This is a genomic window from Arthrobacter sp. sptzw32 (assembly GCF_059089735.1).
On the sequence record NZ_JBNHEZ010000004.1, the window covers coordinates 241957 to 258106 of the forward strand.

The 16150-nt window shown below is 63.9% G+C and carries 15 protein-coding genes and 1 pseudogene; 9 read left to right on the forward strand and 7 right to left on the reverse strand.

Annotation, left to right across the window (positions count from 1 at the left end):
- Positions 1 to 12: 12 nt before the first annotated feature.
- Complete coding sequence (locus tag AC5RVN_RS10085; RefSeq protein ID WP_494137824.1) at positions 13 to 351, reverse strand: hypothetical protein; 339 nt, start codon at positions 349 to 351, stop codon at positions 13 to 15.
- A gap of 200 nt (positions 352 to 551) precedes the next feature.
- On the opposite strand from AC5RVN_RS10085, the gene AC5RVN_RS10090 reads away from it, so the two are divergent.
- A complete protein-coding gene (locus tag AC5RVN_RS10090; protein ID WP_494042112.1) occupies positions 552 to 1493 on the forward strand; it encodes an SMP-30/gluconolactonase/LRE family protein in 942 nt (313 codons plus the stop codon).
- A 211-nt stretch (positions 1494 to 1704) separates the two neighbouring features.
- Here the strand turns inward: AC5RVN_RS10090 and AC5RVN_RS10095 are convergent, their stop codons facing one another.
- Both AC5RVN_RS10095 and AC5RVN_RS10100 read right to left on the reverse strand, forming a co-directional pair.
- Positions 1705 to 2619, reverse strand: coding sequence for an SRPBCC family protein (locus tag AC5RVN_RS10095; RefSeq protein WP_494137825.1), 915 nt, complete (start codon positions 2617 to 2619; stop codon positions 1705 to 1707).
- Between the two features lie 266 nt (positions 2620 to 2885).
- A complete protein-coding gene (locus AC5RVN_RS10100) occupies positions 2886 to 3035 on the reverse strand; it encodes a hypothetical protein (RefSeq protein ID WP_494042114.1) in 150 nt (49 codons plus the stop codon).
- A 205-nt stretch (positions 3036 to 3240) separates the two neighbouring features.
- Between AC5RVN_RS10100 and AC5RVN_RS10105 the strand changes: the two genes are divergently transcribed.
- Positions 3241 to 3852, forward strand: coding sequence for an NADPH-dependent FMN reductase (locus AC5RVN_RS10105; RefSeq protein WP_494042115.1), 612 nt, complete (start codon positions 3241 to 3243; stop codon positions 3850 to 3852).
- Positions 3853 to 3914: 62 nt separating this feature from the next.
- Here AC5RVN_RS10105 and AC5RVN_RS10110 read toward each other — a convergent pair whose 3' ends face one another.
- Positions 3915 to 4385, reverse strand: a complete 471-nt coding sequence (locus AC5RVN_RS10110; protein ID WP_494042116.1) for a sensor histidine kinase — start codon at positions 4383 to 4385, stop codon at positions 3915 to 3917.
- Positions 4386 to 4592: 207 nt separating this feature from the next.
- Between AC5RVN_RS10110 and AC5RVN_RS10115 the strand changes: the two genes are divergently transcribed.
- The 3 genes and pseudogenes from AC5RVN_RS10115 (at position 4593) to AC5RVN_RS10125 (ending at position 6122) form a co-directional block, all read left to right on the forward strand.
- Complete coding sequence (locus AC5RVN_RS10115; RefSeq protein WP_494042117.1) at positions 4593 to 5348, forward strand: ZIP family metal transporter; 756 nt, start codon at positions 4593 to 4595, stop codon at positions 5346 to 5348.
- Between the two features lie 314 nt (positions 5349 to 5662).
- Positions 5663 to 5744 (forward strand): annotated as a pseudogene (locus AC5RVN_RS10120) (YkvA family protein); the annotation flags it as partial.
- A gap of 192 nt (positions 5745 to 5936) precedes the next feature.
- On the forward strand, positions 5937 to 6122 hold the full coding sequence (locus AC5RVN_RS10125; protein WP_494042118.1) for a hypothetical protein: 186 nt from the start codon (positions 5937 to 5939) through the stop codon (positions 6120 to 6122).
- Positions 6123 to 6712: 590 nt separating this feature from the next.
- On the opposite strand, the gene AC5RVN_RS10130 is transcribed toward AC5RVN_RS10125, so the two are convergent.
- Positions 6713 to 6889, reverse strand: coding sequence for a CsbD family protein (locus AC5RVN_RS10130; RefSeq protein ID WP_494042119.1), 177 nt, complete (start codon positions 6887 to 6889; stop codon positions 6713 to 6715).
- 113 nt (positions 6890 to 7002) lie between these two features.
- On the reverse strand, positions 7003 to 7989 hold the full coding sequence (locus AC5RVN_RS10135) for an aldo/keto reductase (RefSeq protein ID WP_494137826.1): 987 nt from the start codon (positions 7987 to 7989) through the stop codon (positions 7003 to 7005).
- Between the two features lie 193 nt (positions 7990 to 8182).
- On the opposite strand from AC5RVN_RS10135, the gene AC5RVN_RS10140 reads away from it, so the two are divergent.
- Positions 8183 to 9067, forward strand: a complete 885-nt coding sequence (locus tag AC5RVN_RS10140) for an NAD-dependent epimerase/dehydratase family protein (protein ID WP_494042121.1) — start codon at positions 8183 to 8185, stop codon at positions 9065 to 9067.
- 153 nt (positions 9068 to 9220) lie between these two features.
- The gene (locus AC5RVN_RS10145) at positions 9221 to 10069 is read left to right on the forward strand and encodes an aldo/keto reductase (RefSeq protein WP_494137827.1); all 849 of its coding nucleotides are present in this window, start codon (positions 9221 to 9223) and stop codon (positions 10067 to 10069) included.
- 90 nt (positions 10070 to 10159) lie between these two features.
- On the opposite strand, the gene opgC is transcribed toward AC5RVN_RS10145, so the two are convergent.
- A complete protein-coding gene (opgC, locus tag AC5RVN_RS10150) occupies positions 10160 to 12652 on the reverse strand; it encodes an OpgC domain-containing protein (RefSeq protein WP_494042123.1) in 2493 nt (830 codons plus the stop codon).
- Positions 12653 to 12844: 192 nt separating this feature from the next.
- Between opgC and AC5RVN_RS10155 the strand changes: the two genes are divergently transcribed.
- The gene (locus AC5RVN_RS10155; protein WP_494042124.1) at positions 12845 to 14797 is read left to right on the forward strand and encodes a glycosyltransferase; all 1953 of its coding nucleotides are present in this window, start codon (positions 12845 to 12847) and stop codon (positions 14795 to 14797) included.
- A 110-nt stretch (positions 14798 to 14907) separates the two neighbouring features.
- On the forward strand, positions 14908 to 16149 hold the full coding sequence (gene rlmN / locus AC5RVN_RS10160) for a dual-specificity RNA methyltransferase RlmN (protein ID WP_494042125.1): 1242 nt from the start codon (positions 14908 to 14910) through the stop codon (positions 16147 to 16149).
- Position 16150 lies beyond the last annotated feature (1 nt).

The following is a 16150-nucleotide window of genomic DNA, read 5'->3' on the forward strand; positions in this document are numbered from 1 at the left end:
GGAGGTTAGCGCTTAGCTGCAGAACTGGCTGTAGGTGCTGCCGGCCTGCTCGTAGCCGGCCTGGAGTTCAGTCAGCCTGGCCTGGTCCGGGGTTTCCTTGGCCTGCTCGTCCGTGTATTCGATGATCGACTGGAGAGCCGGCTTGAGCTCTTCGGATGCAACCGCGTGAATAGGGCGGATCTGGTTGGCCAGGCGGTTCATGCCCGTCTTGCCGGCGTTGTTCGCCGGGTTGGAAACAACGCTTTGGATGCGCTCGCAGGTTTCCGCGGTGCTGAGCTGGGTCGAAGCGGTGCAGGCCGTGGCGGAGACAACGAGTCCGGCGGCGATCAGGGCTGTGGCGAGTTTCTTCATGGGTCCCTCAGTAGTTGATTGAGGCTTCGATTGTAAGCAGAATCCGGAAGCCGGTGCTGGTCCGTGATCCCCGCACCAACGACTATGAAGGGGGCATCGGGCTCTGGCGGGCCCTTCGGCCAGTGCCTAAAATGGCAGCACCATCGTGCGGAGCTGCCGCAGATTGGGCCCCGCGCACCAGCCCAATCCAAGGAAGCATCATGCGCCGAGTACCACGCCGAACCGCCGTCGGAATCATTGCTCTTCTGGCCCTGCTCTCACCCGCTGCGCTGCCGGCGGTGGCCTCGCCGCCCTCCCGGGACGAAGTCATTATTCTCGACGGTGCCAAGTCCGCCGAAGGCATCGCCGCAGGCAAGGGGAAGACTTTCTATGCCGGGGAGCTGATGACCGGGGATATTTTCCGCGGCGATATTCGTGACGGGAAGGCCAAACGGTTTATTGACGTACCGGATGGGCGGATGGCTGTCGGGATGAAGGCGGACGTCCGGAACGATCTGCTGTTCGTGGCAGGCGGGGGCACCGGGAAGGCATATGTCTACAACACGGAAACCAAGGCCACGGTGGCGGAGCTCACGCTGACCACCAAGGCGGGCTCGTTCATTAACGATGTGGTTCTCACCGACGACGGCGCCTGGTTCAACAACTCAAAGTACGGTGAGCTGTACCAGGTCAAGGTCAGCCGGTGGGGCGAGGTGGGCAAAGCCGCCAGGACGCTGACCGTGAAGGGCGAGGCCGGAGCTGCCTTGGCACCTGCGGACTTTGGATTCAACGGCATCGCGTCCAGCAGGGATGACCGTGCGCTGATCGTGGCCCACACAAAAAACAAGGCCCTTTACACAGTCGATCCGTGGAGCGGCGAAAGCAACAGGATCAAAGGCCTGGATGTCGAGTTCGTAGACGGCATCCTCGTGAAGGGCAACAACCTGTGGGCGGTCCAGAACAGGCTCAACCAGATTGTCCGCGTCAAGCTTGCCGGTGACCTTTCGTCCGGCACCGTCCGGGACGTCATCACCAGCCCGGCGTTCAACGTCCCGACGACGATTGCCAAGTTCGGCAACACCCTTGCCGCTGTCAACGCGAAGTTCGGCGTGCAGCCCACCCCAACCGTCTACGAGGTAGTGCTGGTTCCGGCACGCGACTGACTGATCCCAGCTTCATCCCCGGGGGCATGGAGATTCCGGCCGCGCCGTCGGTGCAGTACGCAAGCACCGACACAAAGGCATCAAGCACAGCGAAGCGCCGCCCGCCTCCAGTGGAGGTGGGCGGCGCTTTCGTTGGGTCCGGGAAACTTCGACGCCGGACGCTGCCTCAGCGGTCAGCCGCAGTCAGTTCCGGTGCCGGGTGGGTCCCGGTCTAGTGCTGGCCGAGGTTCCCGCCGATGGGCGGCAGTCCACCGTCGGGCCGGCCGTCGCCTGCACGCCGTTCGCCGGCGCTGAGGTTCTCGCCCTCGAGGGTTTCGTCGGACTCGCCCGTGGTGTCCACCAGGCCGTTGGTCTGGTCGAAGGCGTGGCCAATACGGTCATTACCCAAGTCGGCGACTGAACCGGTGGAGCCAGCTGCCGCCGTCGTGCCCGTGGTAGTGGTCGTATCCGTGGGGACTGGCGTGAAGGTTACCGGCTCGGCGGGGGACACTGGGGTCACCGTTACGTCGGCACCCTCGGTGGTGTCCTTCTTGGACCCGGCCATGGCTGCCGCGGCGCCCGCTGCAGCAGCAACGCCCAGGCCGGCCGCGACCTTGCCGGAGATGCCCGCCTTGCCGGAATCGCCGCGGGATCCTGCTGCGTCCTCCACACCAGGCGTGCCTGCGGGTGCGCCGGAGCTTACGCTGCCGCGCCATGCTCCGCTGGCGTAGCCCTCAGCCTCGATGAATTCCTTGAACCGCTGCAGGTCTGCCTCGGCCTGGCGCTCCACGACGTTGAGCTTGTCGCCCACCTTCTCGATGATGCCTTCGGGCTCGTACTCGAGCGTCAGCTGCAGGGAGGTCTGGCCGCCGCCGATGTCCTCGAATTCAATGGCACCGGCGTTCGTGGCGCCTTCCGTGGCTGCCCACGCAACCTTGCGGTCCGGGATCTGCTCCAGAATCTTTGCTTCCCACTGCCGGCGGATCCCGCCGATTTCGGCCACCCACTCCAGCCGGTCGTCGCTGAGCTGCGTCACGCTCTTGACGCCGCCCATGAAGTGCGGGAACTCCTCGAACTGGGTCCACTGGTTGTAAGCGGTGCTTACCGGTACGTTCACCAGAATGCGTTTTTCGACCTTCGTGCTCATAACGTCTCCTTCGCTTTGTTACCGGAGCTGATGAGCTTGGTAAAAATCATCAGCATGCTTACCAACATACCTAATGGGCTGGCTGGTTTCCAGAGCAAGAAAAAATGACGGCGGCCCGAGGCGCCGGACTGCCGGTCCAGCGCCGCCGTCGGGCCTTTCCCGAGGTCAGGGCAGGAAGGGCTGTTCAGGGCTGTCCGGAGGGCGCCGCGGGGAGGGATGTAGCCGGAGTCCGCCAAGGCCAGCGTTTCAATAGCTGTTGATGCGGATTACTTGCCGGACCCGGCGGCTTCCGGAGTATCCGCGCCCTCGGCCGGGTCCTGGGAGTGGACCCTGATCTCTGTGGCATCGGCATCCGGGTCGCCCTCAGCGGGGGCTTCCGTGTGGACCCGTTCATCCTGCATTGGATTCTCGCTCATGGCTGCTCCTGACCGCACGGGGGTTTCGCTACAGTCATTCAGCGCTCCAGGGCCCGGCCTGTCAAGGACCCGCCGCTTACTCTGGCCGGGACAGGCCTTCTGTGCTGGACTGATGCTGCAGTGGCATCAAGGCCGCCTGGGAGGCGGCATCTTTTCCAGGACGAATATTGCCGCCGGGATCTACCGGCTTTCGGAAGGAACACTCATGGCACAATACAAAATCGGCTACTTCGTGGGGAGCCTGGCAGCCGGCTCCATCAACAGGGTCCTCGCCAAAGCGTTGATAAAACTCGCTCCGGAGAACCTCGAGTTCACAGAAATCCCCATCAAGGATCTCCCGCTTTACAACTACGACTTCGACGCGGACTTCCCGCCCGAAGGCCGTGCGCTGAAGGAGGCCATCGAGGCGTCGGACGGCATCCTGTTTGTCTCCCCTGAATACAACCGGTCCATTCCCGGTGCCTTGAAGAACGCCATCGACTGGGGCTCGCGCCCGTGGGGGAGCAACTCCTTTGCCCGCAAGCCCACCGGAATCATCGGGGCATCCCCGGGCAGTATCGGCACTGCCGTGATGCAGTCCTCGATGCGCAGCGTCCTCAGCTTCCTGGACGCACCGCAGCTGAACGCTCCGGAAATGTACATCCACTACAACCCCGAAGTGTTCGGCGACGACGGCGAGGTCAAGGATGAGGGCACAGCCAAGTTCCTGCGCCACTACATGGAGGAGTACGAGGCCTTCGTGGAACGTGTCCTGACCGCCAACGCACCCGGCCACATCGGCGACCGTGAACCTGATACGGCCAAGCTGTCCAGGTAAAAACCCTCGCACTGCAGAATCACGGATGCCTGCCGTCAAGGGGAGGGCGGGCATCCGGGTCCCTAGTCAAGCGGCAGGGTGACTGTCACGGTGGTGCCCTGCCCCGGGGCGGAGCAGATGTCCACGGAGCCGCCGGCCTCGTGGACAGCCGCGGTCATGAGCCTGAGGCCGTAACCGTGGCGCCCGCACGTGGCGAGGTTGCGGTCGAAGCCTTTGCCGTCGTCGGCCACTACCAGGCGCACGCCGTGGTCCACGGCGGCGAGCCCCAGGTTGAGCTGCGACGCTTCCGAATACTTGAACGCGTTACTGAGCGCCTCGCGCGCCGACTGGTAGAGCAGAAGGGCGCAGTCCGCCGGAATCTCGATGCCCCAGTGCGGAGTGTCCCAGGCGACCGCCATCCCGTTCCGGCGGAGGGGCGCCGTGAGCCGGTGGATGCAGCCGGCCAGCCCCAGGGTGTAAAAGTCGAGCGGCTGCTGATCTGTCAGCACGCCTGCCACAACCTTCACGTCTTCAAAAGCTGTTTCGTTTCCCATGACTTCCTGCACCCCGCAAGCTGTTGGTTCGATACCTCCAGAGTGGACCTCCAGCGTCAACGGGCAGCAAGGTTATCCTCAAAATCCCATCAATTCTCCGTGCCGCAAGGCGCTGAATTAGTCTGGCTGCTTCAAGCCCGGCGGGATTCCGGATCCTGGCCGGTTCGAAGGTTCAAGGCCCGGCTGGGGGCCGGAAAGTTGGAGGACATGCCGTTGTGGGCGCAGGCACTGCTGTGGGGGACTGGCGCCGGAGCAGCGCTGGTCATTGGCGCGGCGCTTTCCTGGCGTTGGAACTTGCCGGCCAAACTGGTTTCCTCGATCATGTCCTTCGGATCAGGGGTGCTCATTTCTGCCCTGGCATTCGAACTCGTTGACGAGGCAGTTCAGGGCGGCGGACTGTGGCCCACCGTGGTTGGATTCCTGGCGGGTGCCGTGGTGTACGTCGGGGCCAACATGATGCTGGCCAGGGCCGGGGCCAAGCACCGAAAGCGCTCCGGCGGGCAGCAGCCGTCGGAATCCGAAGACCCCGGCAGCGGAACGGCAATCGCCGTGGGCGCGCTGCTTGACGGCGTGCCGGAATCGGTGGTCCTCGGCGTTGGCATACTGGCAGGCGGGGCGGTCAGTCCGGCGATGATGGCGGCGGTATTCATCTCCAACGTTCCGGAGGGACTTTCCGGAACCGCCGGAATGAAGAAAGCCGGCAGGAGCGCCCGCTACGTGTTCGGGATGTGGGGCGGCATCGCGCTGCTCTGCGGGGTGGCCTCTTTGCTGGGCTATGCCGCCCTGGAGAACGCGCCCGGGGAAGTAGTGGCACTCATTACCGCAGTCGCGGCCGGCGGCATCCTGGCAATGCTGGCGGACACGATGATCCCCGAGGCCTTCGAGGAACACCACAACCTAACCGGGCTCACGGCGTCAGTAGGCTTCCTTGCCGCCTTCACCATTCATCACCTCGGGGGTTAGGGCTTAGCGGGGACAGGACCACCTTCTCGACAGCGTTCGGCAGAGTACCCTCGTTGAAGAACCCGGCCATGGTCGGTGCTTCAAGAAAGGTGCGGATGTCCTGGGAAACAGTCGCCGGCCTCGTGGCGGGCCTTTTGCTGGCGTACGCCGTTCTGCTCCTCCTGCTGTGGTGGTACGCCCGCCGGCATCCCGAGACCGTCTCCATGAAGGATGCGCTGCGCCTGCTGCCGGACCTGCTCCGGCTGATCAGGAGGCTGGCCGCTGACCGGACGGTCGCCGTCGGGGTCCGGGTGCTCCTGGCACTGCTGCTCGCCTACCTCCTCTCGCCCGTTGACCTGGTGCCGGACTTCATCCCCGTGATCGGATACGCGGACGATGTCGTCATTGTGGCATTGGTGCTGCGCTCGGTGTTTCGGCGGGCCGGGCCCGGGGCGCTGGAAAGGCACTGGCCGGGAAGCCGGCCCGGGCTGGAGATTATCCTGAAAGCGGCGGCGCCGGCCCGCCGTCGGCCGTAAATTCTTTGGCCTGGTCCGCGCCTTTCGCGCCATGTGCTGTTAGCGTGGAGGCCCGGCCAAAGAAGGAGGAGCAATGACCATCAACTCACCCGATTCACTGCCTGATGACAAGCTGCAGGGGGGCGCGGCCCCCGGCAAGGGCAAGGACGGCAGTGTTCCCGGGGGCGCGGACGGCGTGGGCCTTGGCGCCGATGCGGAGCCCAATACCTTCGAACCCGAAGAGGATCCCGAGGCAACCGAAGAGCCGCAGACGGACTGAAGCCCGGCGGCCTGATGCCGCCTGCAGGCCCGGCTCAAGGTTCAATCAAGATTCAATTCGGTCGACCCAAACCGGCTTTCCGGAAGGTTACCAGCCGGTAGATTTTTAGATGCTTCCAAGTTCCCCCCGATGCGGAAGCACAACGGAAGCCCCCGCGCTTGAGCCAGACTCGCGTGGGGGCTTCTAACAACGAGGTGCTGCCGGTGCTTGCCCTGCCAGCCAACGCCCAGGACGGGCATTGCCCGCGGATGGCTGGCGGACGGGCGATTGAGAGGGGCCGGCGATGGCTGGGGGGCGGTGCCCGCGGTCTCAGAACGGACACCATCATCGCCGGCCCCAGCTTGATCCCTGGCAAGTGGCCGGGGAAATCGGAGGCTGAGACCTTGGCAGCGGAAGTAATTGATCCGCTGCTAGAAACACTAAATTGCTCCGGCGGCACGTACACGAGTAGTCGGTACTCGTTAATACCGAGGAGTCCACTTGTTAATACCGAGGAGTCCACTTGTCTGTAGGGAGAGGCCCGGGAAACCCGCAGGAAAAGGGAAAGGGCGCCGCTCCGGTTGGAGCAGCGCCCTTCCTGCAGCGGGAAGTCAGTCTTTCTTGAAAGCGTCCTTGATCTTCTCGCCGGCCTGCTTCAGGTCCCCCTTGGCCTGATCGCCTTGTCCTTCGGCCCTCAGGCTTTCATCGCCGGTAGCTTCTCCAGCGGCTTCCTTGCCCTTGCCGCCCAGCTTCTCGGCTGCATTACCGATCTTGTCGTCCAAACCCATGGTGTTTCTCCTTCGGTCGGAATCCGCCAGCATCACGCTGACGGCTTACTGTTTTATCCTACGCTGGCTCCCTGCGGGATCCCTGGATTCCGAAAGAAACCCCTGAGCTGGACTCATACATTGACCAGCCCCCGTTGCCGGAGGTCCTGCCACAGCTCATCCGGAATATTGGTGGACAAACGCTTGGCGCTTTCGCTGATCTGTTCGGGCCTGCTGGCGCCAACCGTGACGTTGACGACGGCGGGGTGCCGGAACGGGAACTGGATGGCGGCAGCAGGAAGTTCGACCCCGTGTTCCTTGCAGACGCCGGCCAGTTGCCGGGCCCGCTCCAAGACCCCTTCGCTTGCCGGGGAGTAGTTGTAGTGCGCGTCCGAGGGCAGTTCCGGCTTGGCGAGGATGCCGGAGTTGTAGACGCCGACACTCACCATCCCGGTGCCGAGTTCCAGGCAGCGGTCCAGCAGTCCCTCGCCGGGGCGGCCGTCTGAGCCGGGCTGTTCCAGCATGGTGAACCGACCGGCAAGCATGAGGAGGTCAAGGTCCGCCGCTTCGACGCATTGCAGTGCTGCACCGGCGGTGTTGGTGCCGACGCCGATGGCCCGCACCAGGCCCTCGGCCCGGAGCTTTTCGAGGGCGGGCAGCGCGGAGCTCACGGCGTCTTCCATGCTGTAGACGTCGGGGTCGTGCAAGTAGGCGATGTCGATGTACTCAAGGCCCAGCCGTTCCAGCGAATCTTCGATGCTGCGCCGCACTCCTGCTTCCGAAGGATCCCATTCACGCCGCATGTAGGCCGGTACGTCGAAGCCGTCAGGGTCCTTTGTGTCCTTGGTTGCAGGTGACGGGACGAGGACCCTGCCCACTTTCGTGGAGAGGACAAACTCTTCCCGTGGCTTGTTGCCAAGGACTTCACCTATCCGCCGTTCGGACAGGCCCAGCCCGTAGTGGGGTGCGGTGTCGAAGTAGCGGATGCCGGCGTCCCATGCCGCCTCCACCGTTGCTGCAGCCTGCCCATCCGGAATGGAGCGGTACAGGTTGCCCACGCCGGTGCCGCCGAAGCCTAACCGCCCAAGCCGATCCCGTAACTGCCTGTTGTCCTGGTCCATGGCACTGTCCTCTCGGTTCCGTATCCTGGGGTCACACTGGCAGGAGCCTAGGGAGAGGCGCCCTGCGGTGTCAACGACAGAACCTAGTAAGGGGGAGTCCGCCGGGATCAAGCGCCGGGCATTGACCTTGATTCATTACTCGCATATAGTTCAGGCAATAAACTATGTATTTAGACGCCATCTAGGAGACATTATGAAGGTCCTCATCACTGGTGCCCATGGAAAGGTCGGTCGGGCCGCTACCCAGGCGATGATCGACGCCGGGCACGAAGTATTAACCACCGATCTGACCCGTCCCGGCTTCGAGCGCAAGCCTGAAGGCACTCCGAAGTACATGATGGCTGACCTCACCAACGCAGGGGAAGCGTACGCCGTCGTCCGTGGAGTGGATGCCGTGGTACACATCGCTGCGATCCCCGAACCCACCGGTCATCCGCCCCACGTTGTATTCCAAACCAATCTCATGGCGACTTTCAACGTTCTCGAGGCCGCCATTCGATTTGGCGTGAAGCGCTTTGTTTACATCTCCAGTGAGACTGTCCCCGGCTTCTTTTTTCCCGAGCGGGATTTCCTCCCGGACTACGCCCCCGTGGACGAGGAGCACCCGATCCACCCGCAGGACCCCTACGCGCTCTCCAAGCACTTCGGCGAGCAGCTCATGGACGCGGCGATCGCCCGCTCGGACGTCCAGTGCATCTCCATCCGTCCCAGCTGGGTCCAGTTCGAGGGCAACTACCAGATAAACCTCGGACCGCAAATCCGTGATGCGTCGGTCCTCAGCCCCAACTTATGGAGCTACATCGACGTCTACGACCTCGCCGACGCCATCGTGTTGGCCACGGAGTCAGACCTGCCCGGACACGAGGTCTTCTACATCGCTGCCCCTGACAATGTTGGCGGCCACGACTTCGCCGAGATCCTGAGCAAGTACTACGGGGACAGCATCGAATTGCGCGGCCTTGACCGCTCCGATGCGTCGGGCATCTCCAGCGCGAAAGCCCAACGAATGCTCGGTTGGACGGCGAAGCGTTCCTGGCGTGACTACCTCGACGCCGAAGGACAGTTGATCAACCGCTGACCTCAGCGGGAGTGAGTGCTAGCATGCACTCCCGCCGGTCCCTTGTCACACCCGCCGGAATGCTTTAGGCGTAACCGCACGTAGACAGACTCCTGCCGGGCTCTCCAGTGCATTTCCTACAAGTGCATCCAACCGAACCAACGGAAGAAAACAATGACGTTTCCAACACAAAGAACAACGGTCCCCACCGTAACCCTCAACAACGGCGTCCGGATCCCGCAGCTCGGATTCGGCGTATTTCAGGTTCCGCCGGAGGAGACTCAGCGCATTGTCGAGGATGCCCTGGAAGCTGGTTACCGCCACATAGACACGGCTGCCGCCTATCGAAATGAGGCCGGCGTTGGGGCAGCAATTACCGCGTCGGGGATCCCCCGGGAGGAGATCTTCCTAACCACCAAGCTGCGCAACGGCGAGCAGGGCAAAGCAAAAGAGGCGTTCCATAACAGTGCCCTGGCTCTGGGGGTCGACTACGTGGACCTCTATCTGATCCACTGGCCCGTACCGTCTCAGGGACTCTTCCTGGAGGCATGGAAAGAAATGGAAAAGCTCTACGCCGACGGCCAGGCCCGCGCAATCGGCGTCTCCAACTTCCTGGCCGACCACCTGGACACGCTCCTGTCAGGGTCCGATGTTGTTCCGGCCGTCAATCAGATCGAAATCCACCCCACCTTCCAGCAGGAGGAACTGTCCGCGACAAGCCGCTCCCTCGGCATCGCCGTGGAGGCGTACAGTCCCCTGGGTCAGGGCGCAGACCTCACGGCAGCTGCAGTCAAGTCACTTGCGGCCAAGTACGGTGTCAGCCCGGCACAGATATTGCTGGGATGGCACCTCGCACAAGGCACAATCGTCATCCCGAAGTCAGCGGATTCCACACGTATGCGGGAAAACCTGGAAGCCGTGCGTCTCACGCTCACCCCCACCGAGTTGGCGGGCATCACGGGACTGGAGTCCGGCGTCCGTGTCGGCGCGGATCCAGCCGTGGCCGCGCACAGCCAAATGTAGGCAGCGGACAACTAATCAAGCCGCTATCGCCGTAGTCCCGTCTGCAACAGCGTTGGGGCAACGACCTGTGCAATAGCCAGGAAGTGGGTCTTATCGTGGAATTACGCGGAAAAGGAAGCGGGTCCGGACCATGACCCAGAGAACGGCCAGGATCACCACGTAGGCGGCGGTGTTGAGCCAGATGTCATCTTGCCGGAGCGCCGGGATATTCGCTGCGGCGAGGATCAGGAAGACGTGGAGGATGAAGACGTAGAGCGTTGCCTGGCCAAGGGGGATGAGGAACCAGCCGAGGGCCCGCTCAAGTGGTTTCCAGTAGGCGCTGAGCAGGGCGTACCCGGTGATGATGATCAGCAGGACGTTGAGCAGTCGGCCGGGGCCGAGGTAGGTGCGTTCGAAGAAGCCCTCATAGATGGTGCGGAAGGTTTGTTCGGGCAGCAGCGCCAGCCTGACATCGTAGGCGTTTGAGTAGTAGGTGCTGGTCCAGGAGAAGATCGCCAGGGCGGCCGTCAGGAGGACGCATGCCCAAAGCAGCGTTCTTTGCCGGTGATGGGAGAACCAGGCCACGATCTGGCCGCGGTAGTAGCCGGCGACCATGCCCAGGACGAACAGCACCTGCCAGACCAGCAGCGGGAAGGAATCCTCGAACTGTGAGGGCAGCAGCCGGAACTGGGTGATGGTTCCCACGGCGTAGAGCCCCAGGCTAATGGTGAGAACCAGCCAGGCCCGTCCCCGGCTGAGTGCTACGAGCACCAGGGGGCTGATGGCCAGGAGGATCACGTAGAGGCCCATGACGTTGAATTGCCAGGGCCCCAACTGCAGCAGCAGCAGTGACGGTATGAGGTAGTCGGGGACGGGAAACTGGAACAGCGACTCCATCCCTGCGTACAGGTTGTAGGTGGACCCTACGCCCCCGGCGCCCGTTGCGCCGGTGCCCTGGTCGGTGAAGGTGGTGACGGCGGTGGCGTTCAGGAATGGCAGGCGGCTCAGGGCGAAGACGAGCAGCACGACCGCCAGTGCGGTGAGGTAAAGTTTCCACGCCCGTTTGCTGGTGTGGTCCACCACGTCACCTAAATTGTCTTTGACCCGGGGGCCGTAGACCAGGCCCAGGACGGCTCCGGATAGGAGTACGAACAGTTCGGCTCCGGAGACCACTCCGATGGTTTCCTGAGTCAGCAGTTGGAAGAATGAGGTAAGTCCTACGTGGTTTACGACGACGAAGATGATGGCTGCCCCGCGCAGCATGTCGATCCTGGCGTCGCGGGGGGAATCGACCGCATAGGCCCATCGGCGCACCGGACCCCAGAGGGGCAGCAGGCACAGGGCAAGGGCCCCGGCAAGGCCGGCGGCAGCTGTTACCCACGCGGCGGATCCGTTAAGGACGGTTCCCGTGGCAGGCGCCGCCGCCCCGTCCAGGGTTGATTGCTCAAAGACCGGCCCGGTTACCGTACCAGTGGCTGTGATGCGCTGGGCGAAAGCGCCGGCCAGGTCGGGAGTGTGCGTGGATCGCCAGTCCACTGCGACTGTTCCCTGCTGGCGTTGCTCGGCCGTTTCGTTCCACACCACCGCTTCTATCCGGTCGTATCCGTTGCCAGGTGCTTTCATCACCTGGTCCCACCAATTGTTTTTGATGTCCGTTTCGGTGGGCCCGCCGCTGACGTCGGGGCTGTAGAAAGCTGCTGTCTCCACCATCAAGGGTTTGTTCCGGGCGGAGGCATAGGCGCCGTAAAAGTTTTCCGCGGCGGCCCCGGCGGAGGTGGCGGGGCCCAGCAGCGCCTCGAACTCTCCGGGCTGAGGCAGAGTATTGGGCTCCAGTGTCCCGTCAGTTTTGTCGTGGTAGGCGGACAGCCCTACCCAGTCAACGACGTCGTCACCGGGATAGTAGGGGGCGTAGGCGTCATCGTTGAAGTTGAACTCCCCGTTGCCGTCAGTATCCAGTGCCCCAAGGGCCCCGCCCGCAGGCGAGGTGGGGGAGGGAGCCCGGAAGGGGTAGTCCTCAGCCGCTGTGGGGGACCAGACCATCACCGGATCCCCGAGTTCGTCATCCATTGCCGCGCTGAGGACGCGGAAGGCGTCCCGGTAGGCCTCGGGCTGCTGCCCCCAAGGTACCCAGGTGGCATTCATTAGCGGGGCGAAACGAATGAACACGGTACCTTCATAGCCCTGGGCCGCGTCAGCAACCTGCGCTGCCAGTGCCGAGGCCAGGGGGTCATCAACGTCCGTCAATGGAACGTCGGGCCGTACTGTGAGCAACGCCTGGGCACCTTGGGCGGCGACTTGGCCAAAGTATGAACGCAGGAACCCTTGTTCCTGCTCGCTCATGGGCAACTGCACCGGCCGGCCGTAAAGCGCAGCCGGGGTCCCGAGCCGATCCTCGTAGGCGGCCGGTGAGTCCGTGGACCAATCCAGCAGCGCACCGAGGTAAGGGCCCCCACCTGATGCCCCGGGTGTGGGCGGCGGAGTCGGCGACGGGCTGGCAGCCCGGGCGGGTGCAGCAGTGGTCAGAAGCAACGCCGTCAGTAGCGGGAGGACAAAGAGCGCTGTGAGCATCGGCAGGGGCGGGAACCGCCGCAGGTTGAAAGTCATGTTCTCCCTCAGAGTCCACTGGCAGTAGGTACTATCCTGCCCTTTCCCTGTTGCCCCTGTCTGCAAACCGGTGGCCTGGACTAGGCTGGTGGACTACCGCGCCGGTTCCCGGCGCCTGATGACGTCGAGGGGAGCGCATCGGATCTCGTTGCCCGGTTGCGTACACGCCCGGCCGTATACAGGAGGGATAGCGTGCATCGTTTCGTGCTTCGCCTGCTGGTGGTGCTCACGGTAATCCTTGGAGTCAACTATGTGGCCTGGCGGTGGCTGGAGTCCCTCAACTGGTCGGCGTGGTGGATTGCGGTGCCGTTGGTGCTTGCCGAAACGTACAGTTTGATCGACGTGTGCCTGTTTGGGTTGACGATGTGGCGGCTGAGGGAAAGAACACCGCCGGAAGCCCCTCCCGGACTGACGGTGGATGTCTTCATCACCACGTACAACGAGCCAATCGAGATGGTAATGGACACCGCACTGGCTGCCCAAAGGATCCGCTATCCCCACAAAACCTGGATTCTGGATGATGGTGCGCGGCCGGAAATGCGGGAAGCAGCTGCGCAGCACGGTGTGGGGTACCTGACCCGCAGTGCTGACTGGACTTCCAGCCTCCCCCGCCACGCCAAGGCCGGCAACCTCAACAACGCCCTGATGATGACCCAGGGCGAGTTCATGATGATCCTGGACGCCGACCAGATTCCGAAACCGGAGATCCTCGATCGAACGTTGGGATACTTCAACAATCGCAGGGTCGCCCTGGTCCAGACCCCGCAGTGGTTCATCAACGTTCCCGACGACGATCCGCTGGGCAGCCAGGCGCCGCTGTTCTACGGGCCACTACAACAGGGCAAAGACGGGTGGAATGCCGCGTTTTTCTGCGGCTCAAACGCGCTGCTGCGGCGTGAGGCGCTCATGCAACTGGGCCTTGCCGGGTACGTCGCCGAGGTCGACCGGAACATCCGCAGCGCCCTTAATGGTTCCCGAAAAGCGCTCCGTCATGCACGCAAATCCACCCAGGCCGCCAATCCCACGGTCGCCCGGCTGCTTGACGAAGTGGAACGGGCAACCACAAAAGCGGCAGCGGACCTCAAGTCCGGGCGGTCGTACAGCGAGATCACCTATGACCTGCGCCGCACGGTGGACGCTGCCGTTGCAGAGCTCGTGGCCGCGGACTTCTCCGCCCTGCAGGCAGACCTCGCCGAGATCCGGGCTATGGACCTGGACGCCGGGCATGGGCAGCTGTCCCCCGAGGAAGTGGACAATGCGGTGGCGCAACTGTCCTCCCGGCAATGGTCCCCGCTGGGTGCGCTCGAATCAGTGCAGGCGGTTCTGGAAGCGATCTCCGTGGAGCGCGGCGATGAGGCGCAGCCGCTCATGCCGCTGGCCACCATCTCCGTCACCGAGGACATGGCCACCTCCATGCGCCTGCACTCGCTCGGCTGGAAGAGCGTTTACCACCACGAGATCCTGGCCCTCGGCCTGGCACCGGAGGACCTGAAAACCATGCTCACCCAGCGGCTGCGCTGGGCCCAGGGCACCATCCAGGTGCTGCTCCGGGAAAACCCCCTCACCAAGAAAGGCATGAACGGCGCCCAGCGGCTGATGTACTTCGCCACCATGTGGAGCTACCTGTCCGGGTTCGCCGCCGTCGTCTACATCGCGGCCCCAATTATTTACCTGGTCCTGGGCATCCTGCCGGTCACGAGCCTCAGCACCGATTTCTTCATCAGGTTCATCCCCTTCATGGTGGCCAACCAGATCCTCTTTGCCTACGCAGGCCGCGGCGCGAAAACATGGCGGGGACAGCAGTACTCCCTGGCCCTGTTCCCCACCTGGATCAAGGCCTGCACCACCGCGGCCCGCAACGTCTGGTTCGGCCGGCCTCTCGGGTTCGCCGTCACGCCGAAGGTGAAGGAAGGCAACAGCCGCGACTGGCACCTCATCCGGCCACAGCTCATCGCCATGGGAATGCTCGCCGGCGCCGGCGTGATCGGCCTGGTCCGCCTCGCCTTGGGCATGAACGAACCGCTGGGCACGCTCGTGAACGTCGCCTGGGTCATCTACGACCTGGTGGTTTTCAGCGTGCTCTTCAAGGCCGTCCGCTACGACGGATACGTCCCGGAAGAAGCAGCCACACCGGCAGAACGATAGGACCCACCCGGTGCCCGCGGAGTTGCCTGCAGCCGGCCCGCGCTCCAGCGAGAGCGGAATCATAGCGCCCCGATTCCCCAAATGAAAACCAGCATGCGATCATTGATAGGATGACTTCCCCCACTCCTTCCTCCCAGACTCCCGTCCGCCCCCGCGCAGGGGAGGGCGAGGCTGCTGACAGCACCCGCCCGCAGGTCCGTCCCACTGCCGAGGGCTGGGAGCAGGCACGCACTGCCGAGGGCCGGCCGCTCCTCCAGTTCGCCTCCCCGCGCGTGAAGCAGCCGCCGGTGCACCTGGCGGACCTGACCCTGGCCGAGCGCGCCGCGAAGCTGAAGGAGCTTGGCGTGCCCGCCTTCCGGGCTAAGCAGCTTTCCACGCACTACTTCCAGCACTGGACCACGGACCCGGACGCCATGAGTGACCTGCCCAAGGCCGGACGTGAGGAACTCGTCGCCGAAATGTTCCCGCCGCTGCTCACTGAGGTACGCCGCCTGCGGACCGATAAGGGGGACACCATCAAGTTCCTCTGGCGTCTGTTTGACGGTGCGCTCGTGGAGTCCGTGCTGATGCGCTACCCCGGCCGCATCACCCTCTGCGTTTCCTCCCAGGCCGGCTGCGGAATGAACTGCCCCTTCTGCGCCACCGGCCAGGCCGGCCTGACCCGCAACATGTCTACCGCCGAGATTGTTGACCAGGTAGTCGCTGCCAACCGCGCCATCGCCGCCGGCGAGCTGGGCGAGAACGAGCACGACGGCGAGCGGGTCACCAACATCGTGTTCATGGGCATGGGCGAACCGCTGGCCAACTACAAGCGCGTGATGGCTGCCCTCCACCGCTTCGTGGACCCTTCACCCGAGGGCCTGGGCATGTCTGCCCGGAACATCACTGTCTCCACGGTGGGCCTCGTCCCGGCCATCCGCAAGCTCGCTGACGAAGACCTGCCTGTCACCTTTGCGCTGTCCCTGCACGCTCCGGACGACGAACTCCGTGACGAGCTGATCCCGGTGAACAACCGCTGGAAGGTGGACGAGGCGCTGGACGCGGCCTACAACTACTACCGCAAGACCGGCCGCCGGGTCAGCATCGAGTATGCGCTGATCAAGGACATGAACGACCATCCCTGGCGTGCGGACCTGCTGGCCAAGAAGCTTAACCAGCGCGGCCGCGGCTGGGTGCACGTGAACCCGATCCCGCTCAACCCGACCCCCGGCTCCATCTGGACCGCTTCTGACAAGCCGGTGGCGCAGGAGTTCATCGAGCGGCTCCGCGCCGCAGGCGTGCCCTGCACCCTCCGGGATACCCGCGGCAAAGAGATCGACGGCGCCTGCGGCCAGCTCGCCGCCGCCGACTAGA